The sequence below is a fragment of the Arcticibacter svalbardensis MN12-7 genome (genome assembly GCF_000403135.1).
GTDB lineage: Bacteria > Bacteroidota > Bacteroidia > Sphingobacteriales > Sphingobacteriaceae > Arcticibacter > Arcticibacter svalbardensis.
The window spans coordinates 1-19,221 of record NZ_AQPN01000040.1 but is presented as its reverse complement, the minus strand read 5'-3'; the positions used below and the strand labels follow the sequence as shown (position 1 = coordinate 19,221).

Annotated in this window: 9 protein-coding genes and 1 riboswitch; of the genes, 5 read left to right on the top strand and 4 right to left on the bottom strand. The window is 40.3% G+C overall.

What is annotated here, in order from left to right; all coding sequences use genetic code 11:
* Window positions 1–377 precede the first annotated feature (377 nt).
* Window positions 378–1,250 carry a carbon-nitrogen hydrolase gene (locus ADIARSV_RS04440; RefSeq protein WP_040299080.1) on the top strand — a complete coding sequence of 291 codons (873 nt, stop codon included), beginning with the start codon at window positions 378–380 and terminating at the stop codon, window positions 1,248–1,250.
* Window positions 1,240–2,328, top strand: coding sequence for an agmatine deiminase family protein (locus tag ADIARSV_RS04435; RefSeq protein ID WP_016194204.1), 1,089 nt, complete (start codon window positions 1,240–1,242; stop codon window positions 2,326–2,328). The genes ADIARSV_RS04440 and ADIARSV_RS04435 overlap by 11 nt, the downstream gene beginning before the upstream one ends.
* A 44-nt stretch (window positions 2,329–2,372) precedes the next feature.
* Here the strand turns inward: ADIARSV_RS04435 and ADIARSV_RS04430 are convergent, their stop codons facing one another.
* Window positions 2,373–4,553 carry a S46 family peptidase gene (locus tag ADIARSV_RS04430; RefSeq protein ID WP_040299078.1) on the bottom strand — a complete coding sequence of 727 codons (2,181 nt, stop codon included), beginning with the start codon at window positions 4,551–4,553 and terminating at the stop codon, window positions 2,373–2,375.
* Window positions 4,554–4,609: 56 nt separating this feature from the next.
* On the opposite strand from ADIARSV_RS04430, the gene ADIARSV_RS04425 reads away from it, so the two are divergent.
* Together ADIARSV_RS04425 and ADIARSV_RS04420 are read left to right on the top strand one after the other, a co-directional pair.
* Complete coding sequence (locus ADIARSV_RS04425; protein ID WP_016194202.1) at window positions 4,610–5,089, top strand: GAF domain-containing protein; 480 nt, start codon at window positions 4,610–4,612, stop codon at window positions 5,087–5,089.
* The gene (locus ADIARSV_RS04420; protein ID WP_016194201.1) at window positions 5,089–5,700 is read left to right on the top strand and encodes a DNA-3-methyladenine glycosylase; all 612 of its coding nucleotides are present in this window, start codon (window positions 5,089–5,091) and stop codon (window positions 5,698–5,700) included. Before ADIARSV_RS04425 ends, ADIARSV_RS04420 begins: the two co-directional genes overlap by 1 nt.
* A gap of 449 nt (window positions 5,701–6,149) precedes the next feature.
* Here ADIARSV_RS04420 and ADIARSV_RS04415 read toward each other — a convergent pair whose 3' ends face one another.
* From ADIARSV_RS04415 to ADIARSV_RS04405, 3 genes are all read right to left on the bottom strand, one after another.
* Window positions 6,150–7,346 (bottom strand): homoserine dehydrogenase, encoded by a 1,197-nt coding sequence (locus tag ADIARSV_RS04415; protein WP_016194200.1) that lies wholly within the window; start codon window positions 7,344–7,346, stop codon window positions 6,150–6,152.
* Window positions 7,346–8,407: a homoserine O-acetyltransferase family protein gene (locus ADIARSV_RS04410; RefSeq protein WP_016194199.1), complete on the bottom strand. Its 1,062-nt coding sequence runs from the start codon at window positions 8,405–8,407 to the stop codon at window positions 7,346–7,348. Before ADIARSV_RS04410 ends, ADIARSV_RS04415 begins: the two co-directional genes overlap by 1 nt.
* Window positions 8,408–8,472: 65 nt before the next feature.
* Window positions 8,473–9,780 carry an O-acetylhomoserine aminocarboxypropyltransferase/cysteine synthase family protein gene (locus tag ADIARSV_RS04405; protein ID WP_016194198.1) on the bottom strand — a complete coding sequence of 436 codons (1,308 nt, stop codon included), beginning with the start codon at window positions 9,778–9,780 and terminating at the stop codon, window positions 8,473–8,475.
* A gap of 229 nt (window positions 9,781–10,009) precedes the next feature.
* Window positions 10,010–10,120: riboswitch (SAM riboswitch) on the bottom strand.
* 636 nt (window positions 10,121–10,756) lie between these two features.
* On the opposite strand from ADIARSV_RS04405, the gene ADIARSV_RS04395 reads away from it, so the two are divergent.
* On the top strand, window positions 10,757–19,054 hold the full coding sequence (locus tag ADIARSV_RS04395) for a PKD domain-containing protein (protein ID WP_016194195.1): 8,298 nt from the start codon (window positions 10,757–10,759) through the stop codon (window positions 19,052–19,054).
* Window positions 19,055–19,221: the final 167 nt, after the last annotated feature.

Below are 19,221 nucleotides of genomic sequence, written 5' to 3'. Positions count from 1 at the left end.
TTAATAAATAAATGGGTTTAAAAATGATGATTTAGTCATAGTATTGTTTAAGGTTATTAGTCTATAAGGTTTTAACTAAAGATTTGTAAGATAAAAGATCTTACAAATTGAAATTAGGTTTTTTGGTATTGATTTCAAACTTAGTAATAAGTTCTTTAATCCGGTGGGCATTAAATTTTCAATTCTAATCTAAAAGTGAATAAAAAGATTCCTCATTTATATTTAATGCTTTTAAACAGTATGTTCCTATGAATCACCGCAAATCATAATGAATACCCCAGTCACAAAGGCAGACTAAATTTTACTAATTACATACCAATTATAAGTTTAAAGATTCTCCTAAAATGTATATTTTTGCCCCAAGATACAAACATCAGATGGATCATAAAGTTAAAGTCGGATTAGTACAGATGAGTTGCACCTCAAGCAAGGAAGAGAACCTGGCTAAAGCAATCACTCAGGTTAGGGAAGTTGCTGCTCGGGGCGCTCAGATTGTGTGTTTGCAGGAATTATTTACATCCCTGTACTTTTGTGATGTAGAGGATTATTCCAACTTTTTACTTGCGGAAAGTATTCCTGGCCCATCTACAGACACACTATCTTCAGTGGCTAAAGAATTAAACGTAGTCATCATCGCTTCTTTATTCGAAAAACGAGCGCAGGGACTTTATCATAACACCACAGCTGTACTCGATGCTGATGGTGCATATCTAGGTAAATACCGTAAAATGCACATTCCTGATGATCCCGGTTTTTATGAAAAGTTCTATTTCACACCCGGAGATACGGGTTATAAGGTCTTTGAAACAAAATACGCCAAAATAGGGGTATTAATTTGCTGGGATCAATGGTATCCTGAAGCTGCACGCATCACTGCCTTAATGGGAGCGGAGATCTTATTTTATCCTACAGCTATTGGCTGGGCATCGACACAGGACGTGGGAACCAATACAGAACAATATAATGCCTGGCAGACTATTCAGCGCAGTCATTCAGTAGCCAATGGCGTGCATGTAGTATCTGTAAACAGATCAGGACAAGAAGGCGAACTGAAGTTCTGGGGAGGGTCGTTTATCTCAAATCCCTTTGGTACAGTACTCTATCAGGCATCACATACCGAAGAAGAGAACCATGTTCAGGAGTTAGACCTGAGTCTTTCTGACCGGTACCGCACACACTGGCCATTCCTGCGGGATCGTAGAATAGATTCATATACACCTATTACCAAGCGTTACATTGATGGAGAATAAGTTCATTAAAACGGTATTTCCCGCTTTTGCTAACGGCAACACGCCCTCTGAATTGGGTTATACCTTTCCTGCAGAATGGGCGCAACATGAAGCAACCTGGCTGAGCTGGCCACATAAAGAGGCCAGTTGGCCAGGGAAAATAGCCAATATTTATCAACCATATGCTCAGTTTATCAAGCTGCTTGCCTCGAGTGAAAAAGTCAGGATCAATGTCCTTAATGAAGACATGAAGGCTTTTGCCCTGCAGCACATCATTGAAGCAGGGGCAGATTTGCAGCAGATCGAATTTTTTATTCATCCAACAGATGATGCCTGGTGCAGAGATCATGGTCCCGCATTTCTAATTAATCCAACTGCAACAGAAAATAAAAAGGTGATCGTTGATTGGGGTTACAATGCCTGGGGAGGAAAATATCCTCCTTTTGATCAGGACGATATCATTCCCAGCCTCATTGGAAAAGAATTTAATATCCCAGTATTTCATCCGGGTATCATCATGGAAGGTGGTTCTGTGGAATTTAACGGTGCAGGCACAATTCTTACCTCAAAATGTTGTCTGTTAAATAAAAATAGAAACCCTGAGCTGACTCAAGGGCAGATCGAATCCTATCTACATGAGTTTTATGGTGCTAACCAGGTACTTTGGGTTGATGAAGGAATTGTTGGCGATGATACAGATGGACATATTGATGATACCATCCGTTTTGTAAACGAAGATACCGTGTTATCCGTAGTGGAAACTAATACTAAAGATGACAATTACGAACTCCTTCAGCAAAACCTACGCAAACTTAACCAATTACGCTTATTGAATGGAAAACAGCTCAATATCATTGAGTTGCCAATGCCCGATGGGGTAGTTTATGATGATATGCGGCTGCCAGCATCCTATGCCAACTTTTATATCAGCAATAAACAGGTCATCGTTCCTACATACCGTTGTAAGAAAGATGACCTGGCATTAGATGTAATCAGCAGTTGTTTCAAAGACCGTGAAGTGGTCGGTTTAGATTCAACCGACATTATCTGGGGCCTTGGAAGCTTCCATTGTCTGAGTCAGCAGGAGCCTAAAGTATAAAACCAGCAGAAGCCACCTTAATATTCAGGAACCGCCAAATATAACTAGTTCAAAACCCCCATTTCCGTTAATAGGAAATCGGCATGATCAACTTTTGAAGCAATCCACAGTACATAACGGATATCAACCCCAATGGAGCGGCTATAATTCTCATTCCATGCATAGTCATTTATAGTCGCTTCATACGCACGGTCAAAATTAACACCAATCAGCTCACCCCGACTGTTCATCACAGGGGAGCCAGAGTTCCCACCAGTAGTATCCAGATTATATAAAAAAGACACAGGCACATCGTTCAGATCCTTTTTCATAAAGGCCCCAAAGTCTTTAGCCAACCATAACTGTTTGATGGCAGCAGGATAAGTAAATTCCGGATTGTCCGAACTTCCTTTATCCAGCATTCCTTTAATCGTTGTAAAGGGTTGCATATAAGTAGCATCAGCAGGCGAAAATCCCCTTACATATCCGTAAGTAAGTCGCAGTGTACTATTTGCATCTGGTATAAAATCCTGTTTCTTAAACTGCTCCTTAACGGCAACATAATCGCCCATTAGTTTATTCAGCACCCCATCGCGACGGTCTTTCTCTGGTTTTAAAGAGTTGATCTGATCACTGATATCCTTCTCAAATATCAGGAATGGGTCGTTGTAACTCATCAACGATGCTGGAGATCTTAAAATAGTTTTCATCACAAAGTCCTGATCTTTTAGCCGCGTATACTGAAACTTGCTGGATACAAATTTTTCTATCTGATCCTGCGTGCTGAACCCTTTTAATACCTGCGTGTTCAAAACGTTAATTTTTTGATTAGCAGGTAGTTTAGACGCATCAGTTAACATGCGTGTTAATATGCTTTTATCAGCATCATCATCATAACTCTCATATTTATCATTCAGATTCTTCTGAAGCAATGGACTATTCAAGGCGAAAAATTTATTTCTGTTGCTCAGTGGTTCAGCTGCAACCTGTGCTTTAAAAGCATTAACCTGACGGGCAATATCCAGCAAATTAGTGCTTTTATAAATTTGATCGAACCACATATCCCGATATACATCACTGTTAATAAGCTTGTACAAATCGTCAATATCGCCCATTAACGAGCCATATTTTGCTTTTAAGTCTACATTTTCATTGATATATTGTGCCAGATCCTGATCTTCCTTCACTTTAGAAGCAACCAGATCAAGACCCTTAAGCCCCTTTAACTTACCCGTATAATTTTTAAGAACGTTTGCATTTCGCTTGATTCGTGTAGAAAGTTTCAGGTCAGTAGCCTTATCTTTTTTCCCAGCTTCAGTCATTGCCTCATTCTGAAAAGTATACAAATTTGATACATAAGGAAGCAGAAAGTTCTGCTGATACTGAATAAACTGAGCCGGACGATGGCGGAATGTTTTACCCGGATAACCCAGGATAAACACAAAATCATTTTCTTCCACTCCATCGGCGTCCACCTTCAGGAATTTCTTTGGCTGATAAGGAACATTATTTTTTGAATATTTAGCAGATGAACCATCAGGTGCCACATAGGCACGCATAAATGAAAAATCACCGGTATGTCTTGGCCATACCCAATTGTCGGTCTCACCGCCAAATTCGCCTATATTTCTTGATGGCACGTAAACTAAACGGACATCCTTAATTGTTTTATACCTAAATAAGACATACGTCTTTCCGATAAACATTTCAGATACCTCGGCCTCAATAGTCGAATCCTGCGCTTCAGCATCAGAAGCCAACTTCTTCATTTCCGTATTGATCACCCGAATCCTCGATGCGGGATCGGTCACATTTGCAACAGAAGAAAGGATATCCTGAGAAACATCCACATAACTATCTGTAATCCGGCAAGTCAATCCTTTAGCCTCAATTTCGCTCTCCCGGGTATGGGCCACAAATCCTTTATCCAGGTAATCGTTTTCGGGCGTACTCGCCAATTGCACCGCGCTGAACGCACAATGGTGATTGGTTATGATCAGGCCTTCATTAGAAACAAATGATCCTGTACAGCCCCCTACACGTACCAGGGCGTCAACCAGACTAACGCTATTACTATCCGGATTATAAATATCTTTTTGATCTATTTTTAAACCAGCTTTATGCAAATCTACTTTTTTGAGTTCACTGAGTGGGAACATCCCTTCGTCGGGAGGTGTATAGGCTGATCCTGAGATCAGGAGAACCAATAAGGAGGTGATAAGAAATCTTTTCTTTTTATCGTTCATCATATATGTGTGTCAAGGAATGTACAAAAATAAATTTAATAAAGTAATTTTACCGCATGGCTGAAGATCTGAGTATAATTAATGGAAATAGGGAAGAGCAATACAGGTCGCTTATTCCACAAATAACTGGTTTGTTAGAAGGAGAAACGGATTTGATTGCTAATCTGGCAAACGTAAGTGCTGCCCTAAAAGAGCAATTTAATTTTTTCTGGGTGGGATTCTACCTCGTAAAAAACGAACAGCTGGTATTGGGACCCTTTCAGGGGCCTGTTGCCTGCACGCGTATCAACAAAGCACGAGGTGTTTGTGGTGCCTCCTGGGATAGGGCCGAAACGATTATCGTTCCCGATGTGGATGTGTTTCCTGGTCATATCGCCTGCAGCTCCATTTCAAAGTCCGAAATTGTCATTCCTCTTTTTTATCAGAATGAAGTGGTTGGTGTGTTGGACGTTGACAGTGATGAGTTAAATAATTTCAATGAGGTAGATCAACGTTACCTGGAAGAGATTGTAAAATTGATTCAGTTGGATAATTAATGTTAGATCAGTTGGAGCACGCTAAACTTCCAGATGGATTCTACCTGCGGGAGGACGTTCTTTTAATTGCCAGAGAGTTACTTGGCAAAAAGCTTTGTACTGATGTGGATGGACTTTTTAGCTCCGGCATCATTGTGGAAGTAGAAGCCTATATGGGACCTGAAGATCGGGGCTCACATGCTTATAATAACAAGCGGACTAATCGAAATGAAGTGATGTATGCCCGTGGAGGTGTAGTTTATATGTATATCTGTTATGGCATCCACGATATGTTAAACATCGTTACTGGCGCTGAAGGAAGTTCGCATGCCATTTTGATCCGGGCATTGCAACCTGCGGACGGCATTCCGATTATGCAGAGCAGAAGAGGCATAACGGACCTTAAAAAATTATGTAAAGGTCCCGGTGCGCTTGCTAAAGCAATGGGTTTAGTCAAATTGCATAATGGGATTTCTTTGCAGAGCGATAAAATCTGGATTGAGGAGAACAAAGATGTATCCCCTGAGAATGTTGTGGAAACAGCAAGGGTAGGAATGAACTTTGAAGGAATCTATAAGAGCATTCCCTGGAGGTTTTATATCAAAGGAAACCCCTATATCAGTAAGAAATAAGGAGAGAGGTTAGTCCCAGAAAGCAAACCGCTATAGTGTTGTTTTGTTCGTTGACCCTTGCTTCTTCGTTCGTTCACCCTTGCTTGTTCGTTTCAGGACCGTCTTCGCACGGTGCACCAAGCAACAAGTAAGCTACAAAGACCGAACAATATAGGTTGCAGCTTCCTACCTTTTATACAGCTGATATAGACCAGATGCCTTTTTTTAATAATGCAGGTCGCTTTTAAATGTTAAGTTTTAATACATTCTATAACAAGGGATATAAAAATATATAAAAAAAATGGAGGTGGTCTTAAACGTAAAACCTGTACTTTGACAATCCATTATATGGTATACTTACTAAAATAAATAAATAAAAGGGGCTGTTCTCATACTACTGAGACACCCCCTTTTCAATTCTTTAATTATAAGTCCTGATCAACAAATAGATTCACCTCTTCAGATAAACCTTATTGCTGACTTCCAGAACCTATTTCAGCGATAAAAGTATCCGCATTGTCTAGTTCCTCCGCATGAATCATTAAGTTTTTCAAAGTTACCTTACCGATTACATAACTGAAATCAGGAGAATAAAAGCGCTCGGTAACCTCTTTAATATCAAGCTTATTCAAAATGCTATCATCTGTATAGCGAAGATAAATTGTTAACACATAGTCATTTGACTGAACATACGCATTGTTTAACCGATATTTTTTGTATTCGTATTTATAGTCATATCGTAATGCTGCAATATCAGATAAAACAGCAGAACCTGTTGGATGTCCGCCTGCTCCTTTGCCAAAAAAGAATTGCTGATCGGCAAACGCTGCCTGAACAATTACCCCATTATATTCATTTTCTACATTGAAAAGGAAGTCATCCGGTTTAATCATTCGGGGAATCACATATAAGACCACTTGTCTTTCGCCAAATTCCAGTGCTGTAGGAACGAGTTTGATCTTAAAGTTTTTCTCTTTCGCGTATTGAATATCTTTTGGGGATATATTTTGGATCCCCATATTAAACACATCATCCGGGTTTGTTAAAACACCATAGGCATGGGATACGGCAATCACCAACTTAGATTTGGCGTCAAATCCTCCAACATCAAGGATTGGGTTCGATTCAGCAAAACCCAGATCCTGAGCTTGTTTCAACGCAGTAGGGTAATCTAAATTATCATTGAATGTTTTGGAAAGAATGTAGTTGGACGAGCCATTAAAAATACCCCTTATGGAATAAAGCAGCTCATTATCATAATATTCTTCCAGATTACGGATAATGGGAATACTGCCACAAACGGCGCCTTCATAAAGTAGGGAAGTGCCATATTGTTCTTGCAGGTGAAGCAGCTCTTCGAGATGTTCCGCAATCATTTTCTTATTGGCTGAAACTACATTTTTGCCTTTTTGCAATGCCGTTTTGACGATGTAGTAAGCCGCATCGGCATCATTGATCAGTTCAACAACGGTATTAATTTCCGGATCGTTCAGTATAATCGAGCTATCTGTTGTAAACAATTCTTCAGGAAGCGTACGTCTCTTTTCAGGATTCTTAATTGCAATTTTTTTGATCTCCAGATTTAAGTCTTTTGTCCGGATGATATCATTCAATCCCTGACCTACAACTCCAAATCCAAATAACCCAATTGTTAGTTTAGTACTCATTAATCATGTAGTTTTATGTATTGATTCACCTTTGCATCGTTTGTCTGCGGATTTATAAACGCGCCAATTTCTTTTGTAAGCATTTCGGTTTCGACAAGAAATCCGTCGTGTCCGTAGAATGATTTGATTTCCAGGAACTGAGCTCCAGGGATATGATCGGCTAAAAAACGTTGTTCCGAAGGAGGGAACAGCAGGTCTGTAGTAATGCCGACTACTAGTGTTTGTGCTTTAATGGTTGTAAGTGGGTTTTCCTGATGCTCACGATTACGAAAAATATTGTGACTATCCATCGCTTTAGTCAGATACCAGTAACTATAAGCATCAAAGCGATTTATAAGTTTATCGCCCTGGTAATTCTGGTAAGAAGAAGCTTTGAAATCGTCCGTCTTGTTTTGCGTCACTTCCTGTTGAGAGATAGCATAGGTTTCGTAATGGCGGTACGAAAGCAAGGCTATACTGCGTGCTGCTTTGAGTCCATTTTTACCACCTTCGGGAGTGTTGCTATAGAAAGTCTGGTCTGCACGAATGGCCATGCGCTGACTTTCATTAAAGGCGATTCCCCATGGAGAATGAACGGCATTGGTAGCTAATAAGATCAGTCTTTTAATACGTTCGGGTTCCATGATTGCCCATTCCATAGATTGTTGTCCGCCCAGCGATCCCCCAATCAAAATGCTTATTTCTGAAATTTCCAGATGGTCGGCAAGGATCTGTTGTACCCCAACCATATCCCTGATGTTAAAGTGAGGGAAGGTTAAGTACCAGGGTTCGTTAGTAGCCGGATTGATCGATAAGGGATGGGTGGTTCCATAATGAGAACCGAGAATATTGGCACATACAATAAAATACTCCTCGGGGTTAAAAAGGTCGTTTTCGCCAAACAGGCCCTTCCACCAATCAAAGACATCAGCATTGGCTGTTAATGCATGGCATACCCATATCACGTTATCTTTCTTCTCATTAAGCGTACCAAATGTTTGATAAGCAATTTCCAGTTCTGGTAATACAGAGCCTTCTTCTAGCTTATAAGCGTCTTTGCAGATGTATTTTTTAATATTCATTCAAGTATTAACAGGTCTCAGCCTGTTTAAAGACTGAGACGTTGGATGTGTGAAATAGAGTTGTTCTACTTTTTAATTTGAGCAAAAGCCTGCTCAAAATCGGCTTTGATATCGTCAATGTGTTCTATACCTACGGATACGCGCAACTCTGCCGGTTTAACCCCTGCGGCAAGTTGATCCATATCACTCAGTTGTTGATGGGTAGTGGCAGAAGGCTGAATAATCAGTGTTTTAGCATCTCCCACGTTGGCAAGGTGACTGGTAAGTTTAAGACTATCTACGAACGTGATTGCATTTTCTTTATCGCCTACAAGTTCAAAAGATAACATGCCACCAAAGCCATTCTTTAAGTATTTTTTTGCGTTTGCATGAGAAACACTGCTTTCAAGACCTGGATAGTTTACACTTTTCACTAGTGGATGTTGTTCCAGCCATTTAGCAAGTTCTAAGGCATTGTCTACATGGCGTTGAACGCGAAGAGATAATGTTTCCAGTCCCTGGATGAATAGAAATGAGTTAAATGGAGAAATGGCTGAACCGAAATCCCTTAAACCTTCTACACGTGCCCGGATAATAAACTGGATATTTCCAAATGAACTGCCTATTCCAAATACATCATTGAATACCAGCCCATGGTATCCTTCGGAAGGCTCTATAAAAGCTTTGTATTTACCATTTCCCCAGTTGTAAGTTCCGCCATCTACGATGACACCACCGATACTGGTACCGTGTCCGCCAATCCATTTAGTAGCAGATTCAACTACAATATGAGCTCCATGTTCTAAAGGTCGGAACAGATATCCTCCGGCAGCAAAAGTATTGTCCACGATGATAGGCAGATCATATTTTTGGGCTAGTTGAGCGAACTTTTCAAAATCAGGAATACTGAAACTTGGATTACCTATCGTTTCTAAATAAATAGCTTTGGTATTTTCGTCAATTAAAGGCTCAAAGCTTTGTACGTCATCGCCTTTAGCAAATCGTGCTTCAATGCCTAAACGTTTAAAAGCAACCCGGAATTGATTGTAAGTACCTCCGTAAAGGAAGGATGAGGATACGAAGTTATCTCCGGCCTCTAAGATATTGTTTAATGCAATGAATTGAGAAGCTTGTCCGGATGCAACAGCTAATGCGGCAACTCCGCCTTCTAATGCTGCAATACGCTTTTCAAAAACATCTGTTGTCGGGTTCATGATCCGGGTATAGATGTTTCCAAATTCTTTTAGTGCAAATAGATTCGCGCCATGCTCAGAGTTTTTAAAAACGTAAGAGGATGTTTGATATATAGGAACAGCCCTTGAACCTGTTGTAGGATCTACTTCTTGTCCGGCATGTACCTGTAGTGTTTCGAATTTTAAGTTATTTAATGACATTGTTGATGGTTATTTATGATGTGAATAATGACGTAAGTATTTTATTGTTAAGACGTAATTCGTCTGAATTGTTAGGAATGGATTAACGGAAATTTAATCAGTAATTAACAACAACAACAGCAAAGACTCGTCATAGGGACGTTATAAGCTAAGCCATTAGTAAAATGGTGGGGGAGTTTTGTGCCCGTGCAAAGGCATCGCTGAATTCTTTCTTTGTTCATGGTATATTAATTTATATGTTTCCAGCCAATTGGCTGAAACAGGAGTTGGCACCTTTTCCACAATTGGAAGGTTGTCAGCGGGTCGTTGAGCCTGATCTCTCACCGCTTCTTTATAAATCAAAACCTTTTTGAGGTGTTTGATAGATTGATATTACTATCAATTAAGTTCAAATATAAATTGAATTTTAATAATACCAAATGTTTTTTAAAATAATGTGCAGGTATTGTGCTCAGGAGGTGCGGTTATTGCTGTTTCTTTACCAGGCAATGCCAGAAAGGATAGGCTGGGAAATGTGGAATCTGCTTCATTAAGGAGGTGTTCAACAGGAACTTAACTCATTAAAGTTAAATGGAGTTGAAAAAAGGCTTAAAATAGTCATAACTTTTTCTGGTCAAAAGCGTAAAAACAACCTAAATAGCAGTCACTGTGAAAGATAGTGACCATTGAGGAATACAATACCGTATAATATTAGCGTACTCACACACAATTATAAACTGAGCGTAAATAAAAATTTTAAAGATTCACGCTAATCATTCTAATGAACAAATCGTGCTTCATAATTAAGATAAGGAGAAGGCGGATTTGGATTTTTTGGGTACATTTTTAGATTCACACAGGTTCAACTAGTAGCAAGAATTGTTCAAAGGCAGTTCCCTATTTCCATAATATAAGAAGGATTTCAGAACAATCAGGCGCAATCATAATGAAGAAAAATCTTCTAATATTATTTATCTTTCTTATTTTTCTTAGTAATATGGCCTTTAGTCAAACACCGCCAAGTATTGGTTTTGGGACTGTTTTTCAAGGACCTTATGGAGGCGGAAGTGATATTACTGTACCGATAACGTTGACTGGGAGTTTAAAAAAGGGCTGTAAGTTTGAGTTATATCTTTCGGATAACACGGGTGCGTTTGTTAGCACAGTGCCAATAGGTACATTTAACAGCCATTTTACAACTTTTGTTAATGGGGTTATTCCTGCAGGTACACCGGCGGGTGCAGGCTATAAATTGAGAGTAAGGGCTGTTGATCCATTTAATGATGTATCAAGTATCTATGCACTAAACATAACCATAAGTGCGACACCCGGACCTACCATTCTAGTTGAAACCGAATTAAACCGAACATTAGTAGAAGATAAAATATGGGGCTATAACCCCTCACAAGTTCAAGCTGGTAATAAGATCGCCATCACGAACAACTCAAGCAGCAATTCAGTGGTTTCAGGGATCCTGATCAATGATTATACTGGGGGTACTCCATTAGTAATTGACTTTTCTACAGTTAATTTCCAGGAGCTGACCTTAGATAAGGCTTATTATACGGCACGGTTCACTTCCATCCAGAATGGTATCTATTCAACAAAAAGCTTTGTGGTGTTAAATTCTACCGCTAATCTTAGTTTGCAATCTGTTGGTGCTCAGATTGTTTGTATCTATAATGGGTTGAGTGACAATGTAACTTATACAGTTGGTGAGGGTGTAGATGGAATCTCTGGTAATTATCCGGGTTTGATATATCGTTTTGATTGGGGAGATGCACAAACGGAATATATCAGTCATAACGACCTGGTTAATCAAGATGGGGTAGTGCGGCACGCATATAGTGAGCCTTCCTGTGGCCGACCAGACATTCCTATCAATAATTCGGCTCCTATACATAACGCCTATCAAGTGAATATCCTGATCGATCCGGCATTTTATACTGAGGCGAGCTTCCCGATTACCACATTTGCAAAAGTGTTTTTGGCTCCGAAAGCTGATTTTGAATTTCCGTCGGGAGCTGGTTGTATGGGTAAACCGGTTACATTTACCAACAAAACTAAACCCGGACAATCGGAAGGTAGTTCAGGAACCTGTTCCGAAACATCCAGTTATAAATGGTATTTTAAAAAAAGTACCGATCCTAATATTGATGCTTCATGGAAGCTTGGAGGAACGGGTACAAACTTTAGTTATGTATTTCCAACTGCAGGAACATGGAATATTAAATTGGTGGCTAGTAATTACTGTACTGCTCCTGCTATTATTAAAGATATCTGTATTGAAGCAACACCGGTTCCTGATTTTACATTTACGCAGTCATCGGCATGTACACCTGTTGATTTAGTGGTTACTAACCTGACATCGGAAGTTGGTATGTGCGAAATTGAATATTTGTGGGAGGTAGCTTCTGCGGCAACTAAGGCAGTAGTAACTGAGGGGGTAACTTTTACAACTCCTGCTACTGATCGGTCACCAAGGATAAATGTTACTGTTCCAGGTGACTATATCCTGCGTTTAAATATTATTAGTGCATGCGGTAACATTATTCTGGAAAAGCCATTTACGGTAGGTGGCCCTTTAACTGTTGCTCTACCTGCAGATCAAAGCTATTGTAATGTACCTACTTATACGATAGACTTTTCGAGTGACGCCAAACATAAACCTGTATATACCGGCTATGGTAGTAATAAAACTTATAGTTGGGAAATAACCGGAGCAGGATCTTATAGTTTTATAAATGGATCATCGCCTTCTTCAGAATTTCCAGTTATTAAATTTAATGAGCCAGGGGAGTATCGGGTAAAACTTACTTATGGAAATGTCTGCAATTCTCTCGTGTCTGATGAGCAGCTGATTACTATTTATGGTCCGATTGTGGTCAATGCAGGTTTGGATGATTTGGTATGCGACAATGAGCCGGGCTTAGCCAATACTACTTATCAGCTTAAAGGTAATACGCTTAAGGCTTTTGAAACGGGGCGTTGGACTATAATAAGTGGTATTACAGGTGCAAGTTTTAATGATGCGACAAAGGCTGATGCGGTAATTTCGAATTTAAAGCCAGGTGTTTATCGGCTGCTGTGGACAATCAGTAATCCAGGTGGTTGTACATTGCCTGATGAAATGACTTTATCGGTTTTTGCTAAACCTGTGGGTGGAACACTTACCGGTCCTTCGAATGTTTGTATTGGTTCAAATGTGCCTTTATCATTGGCTGGATCTGTTGGGAAAATACTGCAATGGGAATATTCTATTGATAATTTGAACTGGAGTAGTATAAATAATTTAACCAATACCTATTCGTATCCTAATCTGCAAAGTGTGACTTATTTCAGGGTCAAGGTATGGAGTTTGAGTACGCTCTGTACCAACGCGGTTTATTCCTCTACAGTAATGGTAACTCCGAATCCTTTATCGGTTGGAGGTTCAACATCGGGGGAGAAAACGTTTTGTATCAATACTTCGACTACAACTTCGATCATGCTTACCGGTTTTACAGGGCAGATAACGGGTTGGGAAAGATCAACGAATGGAGGTTCAACATGGAGCCTTATTGCGTCGAGTGCTGGTTTAAATCCGTATACTACACCTGCTAATCTTAATGCAACTACACAGTATAGGGCTGTAGTTAAAAGTGGGCAATGTTCCTTTTCTAACTCTTCTGCTACTATAATTACTATTCTTCCTGCACCGACAGTTTCGAAGGCGTTGGGTGATACCCTTTGTTTGGCTAATTCGGAATATACGTTGCAAGGGAATAACCCTGTTGTGGGCACTGGAATGTGGACTGAAGCTTCAGGCTCAATCACTTTTACTAATCCGACTCAATATAATGCTATGGCATCCGGCTTCGTCAATGGTAAGCAATATACGTTTACCTGGACGATCTCTAATGGGGTGTGTCAGCCTAGTGTTTCCACAGCAAAAGTAGCTGTGCTATCACCTATAAGCAGTACAATAAAAGCAGATAGAACTTTATCATGCGAAAATGAAGATGTAAAGTTGAGCACTGACTTGATTAGTGGTGGTGATGTCCCAGGTTTTGTTGCCGCTAATTATAGCTATGTATGGGAATTCTCTTTAGATAATGGTGCTACATGGAATGCGGTGCCAAATGGTACAACACAAGACATTATAGTGAATCCTAATGAAAATACATCGTACCGGAGGAAAGTAAAAAGCTGGGGAAGTTGTGAATTTTCAGGTGATAACAGTATTGTAACGATCACGATTAATACAGTAACACCTTTAGCTGTAGCTGGCGATGATCAGACCTTATGTGCCGTTACTGAGTTGATCTTGCAGGGTAATAATCCAAGAGGAAATTTTGTAGGCACATGGACAGACTTAGTAGCTGGAAGTACTTTGGTATTTGATAATGTAAATCTGTATAATACCAGGGTAAGCGGTTTAGTGGCTGGAAAAAGTTATGATTTAAAATGGACCATTGGTGGAATTGCATCATGTGCCGATCAGACCGATGTGGTCAAGATTACTGTGAGGAAACCGGTTACTGTTGCATCGGCAGGTGTGGACCAAGCTATTTGTATTCTTGTTGATAATTCAAATAATAAAGTGACTTTAGCTGGGAATACGCCTTCATTAGCTAATGAAGAAAAGGGGTTATGGTCTCAGTTATCCGGACCCACAGGGGCGGAGATTAGTAATCCTGCTCTTCCTGGTCCGGTAGTGAATGGATTAACTGCAGGCGCTTATGTATTTCAGTGGTTAATCAACAGTGATGCAACTGGTTCAGATACTTCATGTTATAGGTCTAGCGATTTGGTATCTATTAAAGTGACGGCTTATCCGGTGGCAGGTACTATATCCGGGGGAAATGTATCATTATGTCTTGGAGATGTAGCGGGAGAGTTGAGCCTTATAAATTATTCAACCGCAGATATACTTCAATGGCAGTCTGCAATTGGATCTGCTGCCTTTGCAGATATATCGGGGGCAGTTAGCTCTACATACCAACCGGGCAATTTATTGGAAACTACCACATATAGGGTAAGAATAACACAGGCAGCGGGTTGTGGGTTTTTTATAAATACACCTGTGGTCGAAATTAAGGTGGATAAGCTTGCACAGGGAGGTACGACTAGTACAAGTGCCGCTCAGGTTTGTATTGGAAGCAATTCGGGTACTATAACTTTAAATGGGCAATTGGGATCTGTTGTACGATGGGAAAGCTCAGTGGATCAGGTGAACTGGACTACATTGGCAGGTGCGGGTGGTTCTTTTGCTTTTTCGGGTTTGAATGCGAATACTTGGTTTAGGGCGGTTGTTGAAAATGGGGCTTGTCCTGAGGTATATTCCTCGGTTGTTTTAGTTGAAGTGTTGCCTAATGTGACTGCTGCGGCAGCTGGTGCAGATCAGTTTACCTGTAATGCTATTTCGATTAATTTAGAGGGAAATACTGCGGTAAATGGTACAGGTGTGTGGACTAAATTGAGTGGTGCGGGAGGGGTTATTGAAAATCCTAATCAAGCGGCAACTCAAGTTAGTGGATTAACTCCTGGAACTTATGAATTTGCCTGGACGATTAGTAATGGGATTTGCGATCCAAGTGTCGATCGTATAATCATTAATAATTACCCTGCGCTTGTTAATCAGCTTGGGGGAAATGTAACGATTTGTTCAGGTCAGGTGGTATCGGCTAGTGGGTCGTTGCCAACAGGTGGAAATGGTACCTATACTTATCTGTGGGAGACTAGTTTGAACAATACAAACTGGACAACTGCAAGCTCTGAAACACTTCCTGATTATACGGCTGTGTTTACCACAACTACATATATCAGAAGGGTGGTTCAATCCGGACCTTGTATGGTTACCAGTAACGCTGTTTTGGTTACTGTTCAGGATCCTTTATCCAACAATGATATTTCAGCTGATCAAGCGGTATGTTTAGGTGATCCAACTGCAAAAATAACGGGAACGGCACCAGCTGGTGGTGATGGAAGTTATAATTACCAATGGCAAAAGAGTATAGACCTTGCGACCTGGACGGATGTTCCAACGGATGGAACTTTGAGTGATTTTCAACCTCTTGTTTTATCCGAGAGTACATGGTATCGAAGGGTAGTTACTACTGCACTTTGCAATGGTGATCAAAAAAGCACCAGTAATATAGTTAAGGTTACTGTTAATCCACTGGCTAAAGCAGAGTTTAATGCAAGTGTTTTGAAATCATGTGCTCCATTTGATTTGAAACAGGTTATTGGATTGGTTCCTTATGATGACAGGAATGCTTCTTATGAGTGGTTTGCAAATGGAACCTCTATTGGTTCGGGTAATGACTTTCCAGGGTATACTATTACTAATGATGGCGAACATGTGTTTATAAAGTTGGTTACTACGAGTAAATTTGGTTGTAATCCGGATAGTATGGTGCTGGATTTTTATACTATTAAAAGTGTAGCGGCAGCTTTCACGAAAGATAAGGTTAGAGGTTGCGGTCCGCTGTCGGTTTCTTTTGTAAATACGTCCAGTCCCTTGGCAGGAGCAAACTATGTTTGGGATTTTGGAAACGGTCAGACCTCCAGGTTAGAACAACCGGGTGCGATTATCTTTCAGCCTCATCCTTTACGTCGGGATACAACTTACGTGATTACTCTGACGGCATCGACAGATTGTCAAAGCACCGTGTTTAAGGATACTGTGCTGGTTAGATTGATGCCAAAAGCAACGTTTTCACCTGGTGCGACTACAGGGTGTTCTCCAATGGTGATTGTGTTTAGTAACCAGTCTACTGGTGGTGGCAATACCTATACTTTTGAATTTGGCGATGGTCAGGATACGGTTACTCACGATAATTCGGCGGTAAGTCACACTTTTTATTCTTCTAAAACAGATACGGTCATGGTAACGCTTACTGCAGAGAATGAATGTGGTAAGGATACTTACAGCTACCCAATTGTGATTTATTCTAATACGGTAACCGCGGAGCTTGTGGTAGATGGGAATAAGAAATCGGGTTGTGCACCTTACACGGTTCGGTTTGATAACAATTCGGTAGGAGCGAATGACTTTTTATGGGATTTTAAAGATGGATCGATACTAAACACCTCTACTGCACCGGAATCTGTAAATCATACTTTTGTAAATCCAGGAGTTTATGTAGTGAGTTTGCGGGCATCGAATGGCTGTTCGTCGGGTACTACTACGGAAACTATAACGGTTTATGCACTTCCTGATGCAACATTTACGGTTTCGGGAACTCAGTTTTGTGTGAGGGATACGGTGTCGTTTTTTAGTAAAAACATTACTTCAGATGTGTATACCTGGAATTTTGATGATAATACAATCAGTAATGAAGCGAATCCTAAACATGTTTTTGCACGTGCGGGACAGTATAAAGTGACGCTGACTGTTTTGAAGTCTCATACTGATGGTACAAAATGCCCGAGTACAACAACGCAAATTATTGACGTATTGCCTTTGCCTGTTGCCTTGTTTACCAGCAATTCAACATCTTTAAATTGTGCCCCCTTTAAATTGATTGTAAGCAGTACTCCGGAAGATGCAGTCAATATTGAATGGAACTTTGGTGATGTGGGAAGTGGTGATAATATTTCTTCAGGTAATATTGCTGAGCATATATTTACTAAAGCAGGGTTGTATCGGGTAAAAGAGATTGCCTATAATACTGCCGGATGTATTGATTCAATTATTAAAACGATTAGGGTTACAGAAAGTCCGAAGGCTGCGTTTACAAGTCGTGATACCATGTTTTGTGGAACAACGGCAACGATCAGTTTTACTAATCAGTCTACTTATGGTGGATCTGATGCGGTAGTTTACAGGTGGTTGGTGAATAACAGCTTTGTTTCATCCTTGAAGAATTTTACTTATCCGTTTAATGTACCTGTAGGTGCTGTAATGCCTTACAAATTTGAGGTGAAACTGGTCGCAAAAAGTATATTGGGCTGTCCGGATACGGTAATTCATATGATTCAGTTTAATCCTTTGCCAAAGGCTGATTTCCTGACTTCTGCCAACATTGCTTGTGCGCCATTTCATTTGGAGATCCAGAATAAGTCGCAGTATGCTGACCAGTATGCCTGGTATCTTAATGGTGTGTTAGTTTCTAATGAGGCTACTCCTGCAGGGATTGTTTTACCTGATCCCGATAGGTCGTATACTTTAAGGCTGGTAAGTACCAATATTTATGGTTGTGCCCCAAGTAGTATGGAGAAGACAATTCTCACTTACCCGCGGCCTGAAGCATCATTTACCTTGGCAGATAGTGTAAGTTGTAATGGGAAGCTGTCTATAAAGATCAGTAATACAAGTCTTCGTGCTACTAAATACAAATGGGATTTTGGTGATAATACTGCGGGATCTACGGAATCAGCACCATCTCATATTTATGGACAGCCGGGTGTTTATTCTTTGCGGTTGGTTGCCATGAGTGATTTTTGTACGGATACGTTAATTCGCACTATTCGTATAGCTGGAGTCCCTGAGGCTGCTTTTACTTCTAATGTGACAAAGGGATGTACGCAAGCAGATATTGTTTTTCAGAATATCTCAGTTAATGCCAGTACGTATTTATGGGATTTTGGGGATGGGAGCTTTTCTACAAGTAAAAATCCTACTCATCGGTTTAGCTACCTTAAGTCGCCATTTACTATTAAGCTGATTGCTTTTGGTGAGTTTGGTTGTGCGGATACGACTGTGTTAGTTAATTATATACAGATCACTGCGCCTCCGGTAGCCGGTTTTACCGTATTGCCTGATTCTATTATTAAGATTCCGGATTACACTTTTACGTTTAAAAATACGAGTACAGGGAACCCTGTTAAACAGGAATGGTCATTTGGTGATGATCAGTTTTCAACGGAAGCAAATCCGACACATGCGTATACAAGAACAGGGGTATTTGCTGTCAGGCTTATTGTTACTAATACGGAAGGTTGTAGGGATACGTTGATCAGGAACGTTCAAATAGACGGTGTGCAGGGATATTTGTATGTGCCGAGTGGATTTGAACCAGGAAGTATTATATATGAATTGAAGACCTTTATTCCTAAAGGTTCGGGTATCGCTAAATACAACATAAAAATATTTAATAAGTGGGGACAGTTGATTTGGCAGAGTAATAAACTGAATGACAACGGTACACCAACGGAAGGATGGGATGGTCAGATGGCCGGCCAATTGGCTCCTCAAGGGGTATATGTCTGGGAGATCTCAGCCGTATTCATTGATGGCAGTGAGTGGAGAGGAATGAAGTACGAAACCGGCTCCGCAAGAACGGTAGGCTCGGTACACTTAATAAGGTAGAGGATGAAAAAAATAACTGCTCATTTAATATGTACGTTATTGTTTGTGCTACAGCTGAGCGCACAGGATCATATATATTCTCAGTTTTACAATTCGCCCAATTACCTTAATCCGGCATTAAACGGACAGTTTGAGGGTGATCTTAGGATGAATATGATCTATCGAAG

Excerpts from the sequence above, each read along its gene's own strand:
- ADIARSV_RS04440 (WP_040299080.1), top strand. The coding sequence starts at position 378 with ATGGATCATAAAGTTAAAGTCGGATTAGTACAGATGAGTTGCACCTCA.
- ADIARSV_RS04435 (WP_016194204.1), top strand. The coding sequence starts at position 1,240 with ATGGAGAATAAGTTCATTAAAACGGTATTTCCCGCTTTTGCTAACGGC.
- ADIARSV_RS04430 (WP_040299078.1), bottom strand. The coding sequence starts at position 4,553 with ATGAACGATAAAAAGAAAAGATTTCTTATCACCTCCTTATTGGTTCTC.
- ADIARSV_RS04425 (WP_016194202.1), top strand. The coding sequence starts at position 4,610 with ATGGCTGAAGATCTGAGTATAATTAATGGAAATAGGGAAGAGCAATAC.
- ADIARSV_RS04420 (WP_016194201.1), top strand. The coding sequence starts at position 5,089 with ATGTTAGATCAGTTGGAGCACGCTAAACTTCCAGATGGATTCTACCTG.
- ADIARSV_RS04415 (WP_016194200.1), bottom strand. The coding sequence starts at position 7,346 with ATGAGTACTAAACTAACAATTGGGTTATTTGGATTTGGAGTTGTAGGT.
- ADIARSV_RS04410 (WP_016194199.1), bottom strand. The coding sequence starts at position 8,407 with ATGAATATTAAAAAATACATCTGCAAAGACGCTTATAAGCTAGAAGAA.
- ADIARSV_RS04405 (WP_016194198.1), bottom strand. The coding sequence starts at position 9,780 with ATGTCATTAAATAACTTAAAATTCGAAACACTACAGGTACATGCCGGA.
- ADIARSV_RS04395 (WP_016194195.1), top strand. The coding sequence starts at position 10,757 with ATGGCCTTTAGTCAAACACCGCCAAGTATTGGTTTTGGGACTGTTTTT.